Below are 14,244 nucleotides of genomic sequence, written 5' to 3' on the forward strand. Positions count from 1 at the left end.
TTTACAAACTCAACTTCGTAGGATAGAAATTCGTTTTGAAATTAGGTTTATTTTGTTTCCAATAATACCTTTCCGATAAAATCCTCCGTTTCTTTGAGAATTTTCTCCTTATCGCTCACCATATATTTCGAAAAAAGGACGTGATCGCCGACTTCGAGTCGAACCGCTTTATTTAGAGGGTTCGCTTTTCCATTCTTCTGAATCCTTTCAAAAGCGTTTAACATCGATTTAACGGAGGCCGATTTGTCTTGTTCCTGATCGTTCTTATAATAATAGAACATCAAGACGGGAGAGGTTATTTTTGAAAAAGGGTCCGTGTTGAGGACGAATTCCTTTAAGTCGGAGACGTTTTGAACCGCAGCGAGATACTGATCTCGATACCAGAATGCGCTCGCGGGATCTCTTTTTTGTTCGTCTGTCGACTTTCTAATTTTTCCAAGAAGAAGATGTCCGAATTCTTTTCCCCAAGAGAATTGATAGAGCCCTCCCAATGGATTTGTGAAATCGTAAAAAGGGGATGCTAAAATCAGGACATGAACTTTCTCGGGATATTTTGCTGCTAAATAGGTGGAGATCAAACCGCCCATGCTGGTTCCGATCAGAATCGTTTTTTTTCCGAGTTTCTCCGCTTCCAAAAAGGCGGTTTCCGCGTCTTGGATGATCTGATCAAAACTTGTATCTCTGTGATCTTCTAAGTTAGTTCCGTGTCCGGGAAGACGAACATAATAGAGATTCGCTTTGAGATCTTTTGCAAGTTTATCCGTTACTTCTTCGCCCTCCGCCCGGGAAGCCCCGAAGCCGTGAATGTAAAGAATGGCTACTTCGGTTTTTCCGGGAGAATAACGAACAAGTTTTTCTTCGTTTCCGGGTCTCGCTTTTTTAGAAAGACTGATCTGAAGTTTTTCCTTATAATACGTTTCAAAGTCGGAATGCAAAGGGGTCGGTTTGTATTCGTATTTAGGAATCTCCGCATAAAAAGTTACTACAAGGAAAAGGGAGAAAGCTCCCAATATTCCAAGCGCCCACTTAAGTATCTTCATTTCTCTTTTCCCCTCTCTGTTCGGATGGAACAATTCAACCGATCGGATCCTTCTCTGCAATTAAAATAAATCGAAGGATTTCTGAAGGGGAGGCCTTGTTTGGGTTTATACGCAGTTCGCCTAAACACGGCGATGGGGTGGGTTCGTGATTCTGGAGTTGCCTTGTTTGGGTTTATACGCAGTTCGCCTAAACACGGCGATGGAGTTGGTTCGTGATTTTGGAGTTGCGATGTTCGGGTTTATACGCAGTTCGCCTAAACGCGGCGATGGGGGTGGTTCGTGATTTTGGAGTTGCCTTGTTTGGGTTTATACGCAGTTCGCCTAAACGCGGCGATGGGGTGGGTTCGTGATTTTGGAGTTGCGATGTTTGGGTTTATACGCAGTTCGCGTAAACGCGGCGATGGAGTTGGTTCGTGATCTTGAAGTCGCCTTGTTCGGGTTTATGCGCAGTTCGCATAAACACACAAATATAAAAAGCCTCCGAAACAACAAATGCTTTCCCAAAGAAAATCCCGTCTTGCGAAAGGCAGATTTTATAGGAACCCTGCTCACCGTTTGGGAAAAGCTGCGGAAATAAAATATAGAATGAGATTTGTATCCTTTTTTTAATTCTGGAAAAATTATGAGACAATCAATCTTTACGTTCCGAATATTCAGTTATGGGATTATCGTTTGGGTCATCCCGTTCGTTCTTGCGATTCCATTATTTCAACTCCTTGGAAGTAATCGACTTTTCTTCAAATCGATTCTGGGGGTTATTCTTGCGCTCACGGTTGTTGTTTTTTGGGGATTGTATTTAAGAACAGTTAACTCCGATTTTCAAAAACATTCTTATTCCGCCAGCGTTCTCTGGCTGGTCTTGAGTATTGTGCCAGATCTTTTGGCGTTTATCATCGGCTTTAAAATGAACGCCTTCACCTATTTTACTGAAATCGCGATCAGTTATTTAGTGATACCGGTAATCCTTATCGGAAGTTCTTGGATCTTGGATAGGAAGCTGCAAGGTAAATCCTATAACCAAAATCTATAAATCGATATTACGTTTGTGATTCTCGGTTCCCCTTCCGGTGGAATTATAACCGTACCAACAATTTGAGAGGGAGATACAATGAGAATCGTCCCGAGAAGAGAGATTTTGTAGGAATTCCTACAAGGAAGTTTTTACTTGCAAAAAATATAATTTTTTGATAGAGGAAAGTCGCCGGAATTTTTCCGCCACCCACCCCACCACCCGAAAATCGGGCGGGGCGCGCGAATTTCACAGTGGAATTGTAGGAGTTCCGACAGATTTCCGTCCGGGTCCGGATAACTTTTGGATAAGGTTTCACGGTGGAATCTAGAGTCTTCTACACTTTCAGATCCGCGCCGGAAGCAGATCTAAAACGTCGCAAGAATTCCTCCGCTATTTTTTTTGAAAATAGATTGGATCCGGAGCCCCTTGCGGGTTTTACGAGTTCGGGAAAAGTCCCAGAGATTTCTCTTCGATGTCTGGTAGCTTACGTCCGTTTCTTTTTCACAGAAGTATCCGAGGCTTTCTAAATACTTAAAAAAATTAGAATATTTAAAATTAAGATTCTAATCAAATTAACGAAATTGAATATATATTTCCCTTTTTTTCGATTCAAGAATCAAAAAAGGAACGGCTTAGAAAACGTCTTACGATGTGGATTTTAATTTTTGTATTGGATTTTTGATCCAATGTAAAGAATCGAGAAGCCAGTTGGATGGAAGCCGGGCTCTAATAACAGCCTTGTTTCCCTGGAGGTCGAGCACGCAGTCTTGGCTGAAAAATTCCGGGGCAACTTTGTGCTTGAACTCAAAGTTCAAGCACATTCGAAACTCTCAAAGAACAACTTGAACCCCTCTATCGAAGCAAATTGTAGAATCGAATGAGAAAATTCATACAATCAAAACGCTCCTTACTAGGTCGGTTTCTTAAAATTACTTTCCTTAGAATCTCAACCCGGTCCGATCTGTAATAAGCCAAATCCGAGATTCTCTTCCGGTCGCCGGTTGCAACCGATAGGAATTTATAACTCGTGTGAATTGCATTCTTCGATACACAACATCACTCAAAGGCATTCATTCCTTCACAAACATGCGTTGAGATTTTTTATAATATTTGCGGCTCTATGTAGGATCGAGAAGAGACGTTCTCTTTTGTCCTTACAATTTCAAGACGAATCAATCCATGGAAACGTTTTTGGTTCGATTCGTTTCATTCGATCGATAAAACGAATCGGAAAGATCAAAAAAGCGGCGGATTCTTTTTCCATTTTCAGGAATGGGTTGCGCGAGAGAGAAAAGTCGATTAGAATCACCGCAAAAAAACAAGTTGGAAAAAAAATTTAGGAGAATTTGATGCCGATTTTAAATCTGAGAATTTTAGAGAATCCGGGAAAGTTAATCGTAGTCCTGGTTTTAGGTGCGATCGGACTTGCCGCTTGCGATCAAATCCATGTATATTACGGAGTTCTAAAGTATTTTCATTCCGGATTATGGGGACAAGCTTGGTGGGTGGCGCCTCAATTCTTGCTTGCAACTTTCTTTATGTATTTAGGCGCTTTCTTTTTTCGAAAAGAAAGCGGGGAATTTAACAAAAAAGATTTCGTGATTTCAACCCTTTGGTTTGTGGGGGTTTATTTTGCAAGCGGCGTCTATGCAGATCAATCTTTATTGCTTGCGGCGATCTATTTGTTTTTTTGGATTCTTAGAATCTTCTTTTCAGAGAATAGAAAAGAACTGGGTTTGTTTTCTATTCTTCTTGCGATCGCAGGCGCTATGATGGAGGGATTGATTTCTCGGGCGGGCCTTTTTTATTATACACAACCGGATTTTCTTCTGGTTCCGATTTGGCTTCCCGGTTTATATCTCCACGGAGCGTTTCTGATCTGGAATCTTGTTCCTTGGATCAGAAGATAAAAAAGCGGATTCTTTAAGGAGAGTTTTTTGAGAGAAAAACGCATCTTGGAACTCCGGATAGAAAATCCGATCCTCCATTAAGACGGTTCAAAGTGTTCAAAACCAGAATGTTCAAAATTCTTTTCGGTGTTTTTTTGGAAGTATCGAACTCCTTTCCAGGCTCCGGTCGTAGCACCAATTTTTGTGATTGATATTCCGGCTAACGTGTTCGGGAGTTCGAAGGGACTCAAGAAGAGAAGTTCCAATTCTTCTCCCGAACTCAAGACCTCTTCCAAACTCAAAAACGAAAGAATTCCCTCCGGAGAAGGAATTCTTTCCAGAAAGATTTCCAGGCCGAGTTCGGAGGACGCCGAGAGTTTGGGAAGATCCTGGAGGAGACCGTCCGTAAGATCCATACAGGACGAGACCGGAAAGTTTCGGGAGAGTTCTTGGGCCACTTTCAGTCGGGCCTTCGGTGAAAGATGTTTTTCCAAAGAAAGACTTCGGAGGGGTTCCGGCACTGAGAGGCCTTCGTTCAGAATTTTATAACCGAGTTGAGAAAGACCTACGGCGCCGGAAAGATAGAGAAAGTCGCCCAACTTTCCGCCGGAACGTTTCCAGGGAAGGGTTGAAGTTCCGACCAGAGTAAGAGTGAGATTGAGAGAAGGGGAGCGATACGTGTCTCCTCCGCAAAGTGTGATTCCATAGGAAGAAAGAGTTGTTTCGAGAGACTGCGAGAAAGGAAGAATCCATTCTTCTTTTGAGAATTCAGGGCTGAGTCCAAGGTTTAAGAATGCTTTTGTGGGAACTCCACCTCCTGCGGCGATGTCCGAGACGTTGACTTCCACGAGTTTTTTAGCGATTTCTCTGGGGCCGCTCCATTCGATTCGGAAATGGGTTCCTTCGCAGATCGTATCCGTCGTGTAGATCCGACCTTCTTCGTCCAGATAACAGTCGTCAGTCTGTAAAGATTCGGGAGGATAGAGTGCGCGGATGATTTCCGATTCTTTCAAATTCGAATTTTCCTTCAAAAATCTTGACTTTCTTTGATTTCGGATCAGTCTGAGAGACTATGAAACGAATCATTCTATTCTATTCTTTGATCCTCCTTCCATTTGTCGCCGGATTTTCAGAAGAAGCGACCAAAAACAAAAACTGTTCTTACACTTACGATCATTCTTCCACGAAGTTTGGGTGGAAGGCTTTCAAGTTTACGGAGAAGACCGGGGTCGGAGGTTCTTTCGAAAAGATTGAAGTGGACGGAACTTCGTCCGGGAAGTCTCCGGAAAAAGCTTTGAAGGGACTCAAATTTACGATCGATCCGAATACGGTGAATTCCGGGAACAACGAGAGAGACGCGAAGATTAAGTCCGCATTTTTCTTTCCTCTGAAGAAAAACGGAAAAATCGAAGGAAAGGTATTATCCGTAGAGTTGAATTCCGACAAGAAGGCGGGGAAGGGAGTGATTCAACTTCAGTTCAATGGGGTAACGAAGAAAATCGACGTGAACTTCTCCATCTCGGAAGAATCGCAGATCGAAGCAACGAGCAAAATCGAACTCGGAGATTTCAAAGCTCTTTCTTCGGTGGAGGCCCTGAACCAAGTCTGCAATGACCTTCACAAAGGAAAGGACGGAATTTCGAAACTCTGGCCGGACGTGGATCTAACGATCTCAACTAAACTCAAGAGCGAATGTAAGTAAAAAAAGTTTGGGTGGCTCCCGCGTTTTGTTCTACGGTAAATTTAGATTTTTTGAATGAACTCGCGGGATCGGGCTGTGCCGCGCTTCGGCTACCTCCTTCTCACGCTCTCGTGCCGGCCGTTGTGCCCGATCGAGTGACCCATAGGGAACGAGATCTTGAGTTCAGGAAGCAGTGGCGCTTTAGTTCAGCGAACATAAGTGAGCGGCCACTGGCCCGATCAATCGCGGTGTGAAAAACGATCCGAGTTGAGGAAACAGTGTGAAAGTTGAGTGTCCCTCGCTCCGGAAATCTTCCTTCCCCCGGAAAAGTAGTTCCGACTTTTTCAAAGTCGGTCTTCCCATTTCAAAGAATTCCCGAATGAGGCCTCTGAAAGGAGGAGTTCCTACTTTTAGAAACGTAGGTAAGATCTCACGCAATCGTTGGAACCACCAATCTTCGTGGGAACTCCACGGTTTTTGAGTTCTGGAATTTTCTCTTTTTGAAAAAGTAGGAACTCTCACATTTTGTTTCCGAGGTTTTTTCGAAAGAAACCTTTTTCTCTCCGGAAAAAACTTCCGCGATCGCGATTGAAGCGGAAATTCCAAAGGAATTGGAGCGAAAAGCGCAGTCGCGAGCCTTTTGTAAAAACGGATCTGCGAGCGAATCGCCCCGCGTCAAAAAAGAAACCTCCTTGTTCTCAAGGAGAGAAGGAAAAAAGTAGGAACTCTCACAAATCCTCAAGGGACGGAAGACCTTCCTTTTTCTAAAACGCTTCCTTTCCGGTAATTCGGTTCTTTTTTCTTGACTTTGGGGGTCAGAGCGAAAATCTGGCTCCTACAGGACGATTTTCATGTCAGTATTATCAAAAGCACATAAAACTCCTTCTCTTACGAAAGAAAATGCCGTCAAAGGCTGGTTCGTAGTGGATGCGGAAGGAAAAACCCTCGGAAGACTTGTCTCCGGGATTGCCGCAAGACTTCGCGGAAAACACAAAGCAACTTTTACTCCGAACCAAGATTGTGGAGACAACATCATTGTTATCAATGCTTCTAAAGTGAAAGTAACCGGTAACAAAGAAACTCAGAAGAAGTATTATCACCACTCTCGTTATCCGGGTGGGATGACTGAAACTTCTTTCAAAGATCTCATCGCAAAACAGCCGGAAAAGATCATCTACGAGGCTGTAAAGGGAATGCTTCCTAAGAGCAAACTCGGAGACAAAATGCTCACCCATTGCAAAATTTTTCCGGGCGCTGAACACAACCTCCAGGCGCAAAAGCCTGTGAAACTGGAATTCTAAGGAGACCGATTTAAGAATGGCACCCGCAGCAGCAAAAGAAATCTGGGCAGTAGGAAGAAGAAAAACCTCCGTTGCCCGCGTAAAAATCAAAGAAGGTTCCGGTAAAATTACCGTAAACCACAAAGATATCAAAGAATATCTTCAAAACCGCAAATCTATCATTGACGAAGCGATTCGCCCTCTGACTCTCCTGAACGTAACCGATAAGTATGATCTCAACTTAAATGTTTCCGGCGGGGGAATCACTGGACAAGTCGGCGCGATTCGTCACGCACTCGCAAGAGCGATCTGCAGAATCAAACCGGAGTTCCGTCCAGCCGTTAAAAAAGAAGGATTCCTAACTCGGGATCCAAGAATGGTGGAAAGAAAGAAATACGGTCTTCACAAAGCGAGAAGAGGAACACAGTTCTCCAAACGTTAAGTTTCTTTTTTCATTTCATTTCGTTTTTGAAATGCCTGAATCTCTTTCGTCCGAGAGCTTCAGGCATTTTTTGATTTTAGAGGTATCATGAAACGCCAATCCGTAGCGGAAATCCGCGAAATTTTCTTAAACTACTTCAAAGATAAGTCTCACAGCGTAGTTCCGTCTTCTTCCCTTCTTCCCGCGGGAGATCCCACGCTTCTCTTCACGACCGCCGGGATGGTTCAGTTCAAACCCTTCTTCACCGGAGCCGTGGAACTTCCCTACACCAGAGCGACCTCTTGTCAAAAATGCCTCCGGACCACCGACCTCGAAGTTGTAGGAAGAACCGAAAGGCATTGTACCTTCTTCGAGATGCTCGGAAATTTCAGCTTTGGAGATTATTTCAAAGAAGAAGCCATTGAATACGCGCTCGATTGTTCGGTGAATCATCTCGGCTTTGATAAGGAAAAAATCTGGGTTACCGTTTACACCGACGACGACGAGGCAGAAAAAATCTGGTTGGGAAAAGGAATTCCTAAAGAGCGCATAACGCGTCTCGGAAAAAAGGACAATTTCTGGGGACCTGCCGGAGACAGCGGTGCCTGCGGACCTTGTTCCGAACTCTATCTCGACCGTGGAGTGGAGAAGGGCGGACCGGATTGTGCGACCAGCGGAACCTGCAAACCCGGATGCGACTGCGATCGTTTTTTAGAATTTTGGAATATAGTCTTCAATCAATTCAACCAGGACACCGAAGGGAATCTTCACCCTCTCAAACAAACCGGGATCGATACGGGCTCCGGACTCGAACGCGTCGCGTTGTTATTACAAAACGTGGATTCTGTCTACGATACGGACGAACTTCGGAAGATCATTTCCTTTTACGAAGAATTATCCGGTCTCAAGTATTCTTCCGAAAACAAAACTCCCTTTCGAGTTGTGACCGATCATATTCGCTCGGTTCTCTTTTCAATCGGGGATGGAATCTATCCGGATCGAACCGGAAGAGGATACGTGATTCGCCGTTTGATCCGTCGAGCTACGCTCTTCGGAAGAAAGTTGAATTTCAACGAACCCTTTCTCTACAAACTCGTGGACAAGGTCATCGAAATCTATCAAGGCCGTTATCCGGAACTCGCAAAGAATTCGGCATCACTGAAAAAAACGATTCTCGCGGAAGAGGAACTCTTTCACAAAACTCTGGAACTTGGGCTCGAGAAGATAGAAACTCTCGTTCATAAAACAAAATCTTCCGGTCAAGCGGTCTTTTCCGGTGCGGACGCATTCTTACTTTATGGAACGTACGGTTTTCCTGCGGAGATGACCGAAGAAATCGTTGCGGAACACGACCTCTCCTTCGACAAAAAAGGCTTTCAAGAAGAATTGGAAAAGGACAGACAATTTTCCAGAGAATCCTGGAAGGTCCACAAGGTTTCTTTGATGACCGGACTCAACGTCGAAAAGACCGAGTTTTTAGGTTATTCTTCTCTATTCGAAAAAGGGAATATTACACATTTATTCTTTGATCATAAACCGACTTCCGTTCTCAAAGAAGGTCAGGCGGGCGCCATCGTTTTAAACAAAACGCCTTTTTATCCGGAAGGTGGGGGACAAGTCGGCGACACCGGATTCTTACGAAACGGAAAGAATGTCTTCAAGGTTCTCGACACACAAAAAGAGAACGACGTCATCATTCACTTCGGAGAAGTCTTGAGCGGAGAATTCTCCACAGGCCAGGATCTGGATGCGGAAGTGGAGCCGCTTCGAAGAGAAAGACTTCGCTTTCATCACTCGGGGACTCACCTCTTAAACGGTGCGCTTCGCAATTTACTCGGCGATCACGTCCTTCAAAAAGGTTCGATCGTTTCTCCGGAATATCTTCGTTTTGATTTTTCTCATCCTTCCGCTCTGACTCACGAAGAAATTCGCAAGATAGAATCCTGGGTCAACGAATCGATTCGTAAAAACTTCGGCGTTGAAACCAAAGAACTCGCGATCGACGAGGCTAAAAAAACCGGCGCCGTCGCGACCTTCGGAGAAAAATACGGAGACAAGGTAAGAGTCGTTCAGATGGGAGACGCTTCCTTAGAATTCTGCGGAGGAACTCACGTTACACATACCGGAGAAATCGGATTCTTCTTTATCAAAAAAGAATCTTCTCCGGGGGCCGGAAACCGTCGTATCGAAGGGGTCTGCGGACCAGCGGTCATCGAGACGTTCCAAAATCGTTTCGCCGAACTCACCGAAGCCGTTCAAAACCTAAATCTAAAAATCAAATCGGAGTTAGGCGAAGAAGGAAAGAATCTTTGGATCACCGGTGAAATTCCGGGTCCGACGGAGATCCGCGGAAAGTTCGAAAGAGAAGGCGCCACCGCAGTCACTTTTTTCCGAGACCTTTCCGAAACGATCGCACAGAAGATAGAAGAGAATACTTCTCTTTTTCTAAAAGCTAAGAAATCCTTCGAGTCCAGAGACTTTGAAAACAATGCTTCCGTCATCGAATCCGTCTTTGCTTCCGCAACCGATACGGGCGCCGGGAAAATTCTTTCCGCAATCTTCGAAGACAAGGATCCAAGTTCTCTCAAAGGACTTTCCGATAATCTCAAGGTCAGGGAAAAAAATCTTCTCGTGATCCTTGGAAGTAAAACTTCGGAAAGCGCGAGCGTTGTGGTCACCTGTTCCCCCGAGTTGACCTCCAAGGGAATTCATTGTGGGAATCTCGTAAAGGCGGCTTGCACGGCGTTAGGCGGTAAGGGCGGCGGAAAGCCGGACATGGCTCAGGGTGGTGGAAAGGATATTCAGAATCTGGATTCTGCGATTTCCGCCGCGGTCAAAGAAGCAAAACAAATCTTAAGTGGAGAAAGAATATGAGCGATCCATCCTTCGACGTAGTTTCCGAAATCAGCAGACCCGAACTGATCAACGCGGTCACACAGGCTCTCGGAGAAATCAAAACCCGTTTTGATTTTAAGGGTTCCAAATCCGATATCCAACTCGAAGAAGAACAACTGATTCTTACTTCCGATAACGAAGGAAAACTCGAAAGTGTCATCGACGTTTTGGTTTCCAAGATGGCGAAACGCGGAATCGGTCTGAAGAATTTCGATTTCAAATCCAAGATCGAACCTGCGACCGGTGGAACCGTTCGTATGAAAGTCAAAATCCGAAAAGGAATGGAAAAGGAACAGACCAAGGAAGTCACGAGGTTGATCAAGGATTCCAAACTCAAGGTCAACGTGACCATCATGGGAGAATCGGTTCGTGTCGTCGGAAAGAAAAAAGACGATCTTCAAGAAGTGATTCATCTTTTAAAAACTTCCGATCTTCCCTTCGACGTTCAATTTACGAACTACAAATAAAATCGTTTCACCGAGGTTTGTTCTCGAACATTCCTCGTGTGGTCTTTTCCTCGATTTTCATAAAATCAAAACCTTCGCCGTTTGCTCCGTTAGACTTTCAACCTTTCCAATCCGTTCTTTTGAAGTCCGAGTTCGGTCCAAATCTCGGAAAGAGGAGAATTGCATCCTGAGTTTTTATTTTGGAGAATTCTTTTGCAAACTTCCTTCGAAAAACGAATGAGAATATTTCCATTTGAATCCGACTCGATAAACAATCGGGGTAGACGAGAATCGAAAGAAAATAAATTTCTCAAAAACTTCTACTCCGACCAAACTCATTCCGAGATTCGGTTGACATTCGATCGTGGATGATACAAAATCTGATCTCAAAAAGAGGCTGAACTGTTCCGGCTTCAAACCCAATCTAAGAATGAGTTCTCACTATGCCAATGACCGAAATCAAAACGGATAAAGATCTCGCCAAACTTCCGGAAGGAACCTTGGCCGAACTTTTGGATGGTGAAATATTTATGGTTCCAGCTCCGATTCCCGAGCATCAAAGAATTTCCGGCGAGCTTCATTTTTATCTAATGCAGTTTGTAAGAAAAAATCAAAACGGCATTGCCCTTGCTTCTCCCATCGATGTCCTGTTAGACGAACACAACGTCGTTCAACCCGACCTGATTTTTATATCAAAGGAACGAAGTTCTATCATCCAAAGAACTCGGGTGGAAGGCGCCCCCGATTGGGTCGCCGAAATTCTCTCCGAAGGGAACGCGTATCACGATCTTAAGACGAAGAAGAAACTCTACGAAAAACACGGGGTCAAGGAATACTGGATTTTGGATCCGATGGAAAGATCGATCGAGATTTTTTCCAATGGAGAATCCGGTTTTAAACTCTTTGCGTCGGCGACTTCCGGATCCATCTCTTCCGTTCTTCTCAAAAACTTTTCCGTGGAGTTGGAAAGGATCTTCGGAAAACCGGATTCCATCAGCCAGTTTCAAATTTAATTCCTGTTTCGTTTTCCGGGATTTCTCAAGAAATAGGCGCAAGATTTCGTGGAGTCGGAGGTCTAACTTTTAGAGAAGTGAAGAATCCTTTTCTAAAACAAATCCTCGGACAAATTGGTCAAACTAGTATGAAAAATTTTATCCTCGCCACTGTTCTTTTAAGTTGTGTTTCCTTCGGAGTTTTTGCCGAAGAGGAAAGTCCGGTGAAGTTCAAACTGGAGAAAAGTTTTGGAAATTCTTATCTCTTAAAAATCGTTCATCCGTCCAATTTCGGAATTCAAAAAGACGCGCCTCATAAGATTCTTCTCAACGCGGGTAAGGGCGTAAAGGTGGAGAAAGCGAATCTGACGGTGAAAGGAAAAACTTCCGAAAAGAAAAAGGAATACCTTGCTTCGGTCGATCCGATTCAGCTTACGGTGACTGGAAAAGGGGATTTGGAAATTCACGGTAAGATCTACTACTGTAACTTCGACAAGAATATCTGCATCCCCGGAAAGATCCAACAAGTGGAAATCATTCAGTAACGTTGCAGTCCTGAAACATCCTTTCTTTGGAAAGGATGTTTTCGCTCCGAGAAACGGTTCGTCTTGGGAAATGCCCAAAGCACGATTTTAAAAGCCCGGAAAGTTTTCGGAGAAAAAGGATATTTTGAAATCGAAAACTTTCCCCGAAAAAACACTCTCGATTTTTCGAATCTTCTTTTCCGAGCAACAAGGTTCCTTCTAAAAGGTGAAAGATTCCTTTTCTTCCTCTTCTCCTTTGGCTCCGTTCCTAGATAACAACGGTTGCCTCCAAGAAAAAACCGTTTCGGATTCAAATTTCGTCTCGTATCGATTTTGCAAAATCAGAATTCTCTCTGATCCAAGAAAACTCCACCGTGTCACTCGTGATTTTGTAAATGCCCTTTGAAATTTTAAGGGAATTCTTTCCGAAGTTTCCCCTGTTTGAGGACGACTTCGTTTTTTTGGATCCGAGTCGTCCGTTAGCCGCGGTTCGTTCGAGTTTGAATTTTGAGATTCGGAGGGCAACGCGACGAGAATGCCGATCATCGAGTCCGCCTCATTGTATCCCTCGTTTTCGAGGGGCGGATGAAAATGACCGGAATCTGCATCGGTAACATCGTTTAGAAAAATCAAAATTGAAATCCAGAGAAGGATGTTTTACAGTCGATCGCTGGTGGGAGGGTTCATAAAAGAAACATAAAATTCTAATATGTTTGCGATTGTCGATCTAAAAGGAGGATACTTCCTTTATTAAAATTTTTAAGGTCAATTTTTCCGATACAATCGATTTGAAAGTCGAGGAGAGTCTGGACCGTCTCGGAAAAGTTCGTTTGAAAAAAACGTCGATCGTCGGACAGAATTTCCAACCGCGAGTCGAGATCGATTAGAGCTTATCTTTTCAAAGAGGATTTCAAACCGGGAGATTGGACCTGAAACAGAAAGTAGGTCTTTCCATGAATCGCACCCGATGACTTGACGATCTTTCCCTTGGTCTCGACCAGTTCTTTGATGACGATTTTATCGGAAGAACGAAACGTTTCCCCTTTTTCGGCGATCAAAAGATTGATCGCTCTTTTGCGGGCTAGGTCCTGTGCGTTTTCCTGACTTCCTTCCAAAGACGAGATGACTACTTGAAACGTATCTCCGTTGATAAAACCTTCGGCCGCCTTGATGTATTCGTCCGCAGAGTTCGAGTTCGATTCTTCTTGAACCGTGGTCGTGGATTCTTCCCTTCCATTTTCAACGGGTTTCCTCGCACCGGAAGAACATTCGATGAAGAATAAGATCGATAGGATGCAGAAAAAAACAAGTCTCATGGAGCCTCCGGCGTTTCTTGTTTAGAGATCGGTTGAATTCCCTTTCGTATCACGTTCGCATACAAATCTTTCTGAATATTTCTATAAATGAAAGTACAATTCGCGGGGTCGCTATAGTCTTCCCGAAAAAGAAACATGGAATTTAAAAACCACGCAAAGGTTCCTCTGTAAAGCAAAACGTCTTGGCCTAAAAGTTTGGCTTTCTCCTTTTCTCTTTCTGCGGCCCTGGGATCGGGAAACGAAGAGTTCGCGGAAGTACTAGTCGAAGACGCATAGGGATTGAAGGTCTGATTCGAAGTGTTGGCGGAAGTCCCCGAAACCGCAACTCCTCCGGGTGTGGCGCTTACCCCGGTCGTATTCGAAATCTGAGAAGGAAGGGCCGGGTTGGTATTGTTGTTTGTCGGGTCCGATTGAAGGCTTCCGTAACGACTATCGTTCTCTCGGATTTCCTTGATAAGAATCGATACCGCCATTTCGTCTCTTTTTGTTTCCGCGATCTTTCTACACTGTTTTCTCAATTCTAAAATTCCTACGTCCTTGGTTGGAAGAGAAACTTTGACAAGAATCTGAAAGAATTCTCGGGAAATAAAACCTGTGTCCTTTACGTTTTCCAAAACCTTCTGTCTGTATTCCGGATCCGCGGGAACGCAGGAAAAGAAGAATAAAATCGCGATTCCTAAAAACAGATGGTAAGACCGCATGAGACAATCATTTCCCGATCGGAAGTAAAAGGAAGCAGGATTTTTTT

The 14,244-nt window shown here is 44.1% G+C and carries 13 protein-coding genes; 9 read left to right on the forward strand and 4 right to left on the reverse strand.

What is annotated here, in order from left to right:
• Positions 1-47: 47 nt before the first annotated feature.
• Positions 48-1,040, reverse strand: a complete 993-nt coding sequence (locus JWG45_RS11210) for an alpha/beta hydrolase (RefSeq protein ID WP_205279814.1) — start codon at positions 1,038-1,040, stop codon at positions 48-50.
• Positions 1,041-1,662: 622 nt separating this feature from the next.
• Here JWG45_RS11210 and JWG45_RS11215 point away from each other — a divergent pair.
• Both JWG45_RS11215 and JWG45_RS11220 read left to right on the forward strand, forming a co-directional pair.
• The gene (locus JWG45_RS11215; RefSeq protein WP_205279813.1) at positions 1,663-2,070 is read left to right on the forward strand and encodes a hypothetical protein; all 408 of its coding nucleotides are present in this window, start codon (positions 1,663-1,665) and stop codon (positions 2,068-2,070) included.
• Between the two features lie 1,331 nt (positions 2,071-3,401).
• The gene (locus JWG45_RS11220; RefSeq protein ID WP_205279812.1) at positions 3,402-3,962 is read left to right on the forward strand and encodes a DUF2878 family protein; all 561 of its coding nucleotides are present in this window, start codon (positions 3,402-3,404) and stop codon (positions 3,960-3,962) included.
• Positions 3,963-4,039: 77 nt separating this feature from the next.
• On the opposite strand, the gene JWG45_RS11225 is transcribed toward JWG45_RS11220, so the two are convergent.
• Entirely contained in the window at positions 4,040-4,972 is a 933-nt protein-coding gene (locus JWG45_RS11225) for a thiamine-phosphate kinase (RefSeq protein WP_205279811.1), read from the reverse strand.
• A gap of 41 nt (positions 4,973-5,013) precedes the next feature.
• Here JWG45_RS11225 and JWG45_RS11230 point away from each other — a divergent pair, with 41 nt between their 5' ends.
• From JWG45_RS11230 to mpl17, 7 genes are all read left to right on the forward strand, one after another.
• On the forward strand, positions 5,014-5,643 hold the full coding sequence (locus JWG45_RS11230) for a YceI family protein (protein WP_205279810.1): 630 nt from the start codon (positions 5,014-5,016) through the stop codon (positions 5,641-5,643).
• A gap of 830 nt (positions 5,644-6,473) precedes the next feature.
• On the forward strand, positions 6,474-6,923 hold the full coding sequence (gene rplM, locus JWG45_RS11235) for a 50S ribosomal protein L13 (RefSeq protein WP_069608081.1): 450 nt from the start codon (positions 6,474-6,476) through the stop codon (positions 6,921-6,923).
• Between the two features lie 16 nt (positions 6,924-6,939).
• Positions 6,940-7,344, forward strand: a complete 405-nt coding sequence (rpsI, locus tag JWG45_RS11240; RefSeq protein ID WP_205279809.1) for a 30S ribosomal protein S9 — start codon at positions 6,940-6,942, stop codon at positions 7,342-7,344.
• Between the two features lie 87 nt (positions 7,345-7,431).
• Positions 7,432-10,197, forward strand: coding sequence for an alanine--tRNA ligase (gene alaS, locus JWG45_RS11245; RefSeq protein ID WP_205279826.1), 2,766 nt, complete (start codon positions 7,432-7,434; stop codon positions 10,195-10,197).
• Positions 10,194-10,685 carry a YajQ family cyclic di-GMP-binding protein gene (locus JWG45_RS11250; protein ID WP_118970186.1) on the forward strand — a complete coding sequence of 164 codons (492 nt, stop codon included), beginning with the start codon at positions 10,194-10,196 and terminating at the stop codon, positions 10,683-10,685. Before alaS ends, JWG45_RS11250 begins: the two co-directional genes overlap by 4 nt.
• A 422-nt stretch (positions 10,686-11,107) precedes the next feature.
• Complete coding sequence (locus tag JWG45_RS11255; protein ID WP_205279807.1) at positions 11,108-11,677, forward strand: Uma2 family endonuclease; 570 nt, start codon at positions 11,108-11,110, stop codon at positions 11,675-11,677.
• A 128-nt stretch (positions 11,678-11,805) separates the two neighbouring features.
• Positions 11,806-12,201 carry a cell surface protein MPL17 gene (mpl17, locus tag JWG45_RS11260; protein WP_205279806.1) on the forward strand — a complete coding sequence of 132 codons (396 nt, stop codon included), beginning with the start codon at positions 11,806-11,808 and terminating at the stop codon, positions 12,199-12,201.
• 869 nt (positions 12,202-13,070) lie between these two features.
• On the opposite strand, the gene JWG45_RS11265 is transcribed toward mpl17, so the two are convergent.
• Together JWG45_RS11265 and JWG45_RS11270 are read right to left on the reverse strand one after the other, a co-directional pair.
• Positions 13,071-13,496 (reverse strand): lipoprotein, encoded by a 426-nt coding sequence (locus JWG45_RS11265; protein WP_205279805.1) that lies wholly within the window; start codon positions 13,494-13,496, stop codon positions 13,071-13,073.
• Entirely contained in the window at positions 13,493-14,197 is a 705-nt protein-coding gene (locus JWG45_RS11270) for a hypothetical protein (RefSeq protein ID WP_205279804.1), read from the reverse strand. The genes JWG45_RS11265 and JWG45_RS11270 overlap by 4 nt, the downstream gene beginning before the upstream one ends.
• Positions 14,198-14,244 lie beyond the last annotated feature (47 nt).

Source organism: Leptospira ainlahdjerensis, from assembly GCF_016919175.1.
Lineage (GTDB): Bacteria > Spirochaetota > Leptospiria > Leptospirales > Leptospiraceae > Leptospira > Leptospira ainlahdjerensis.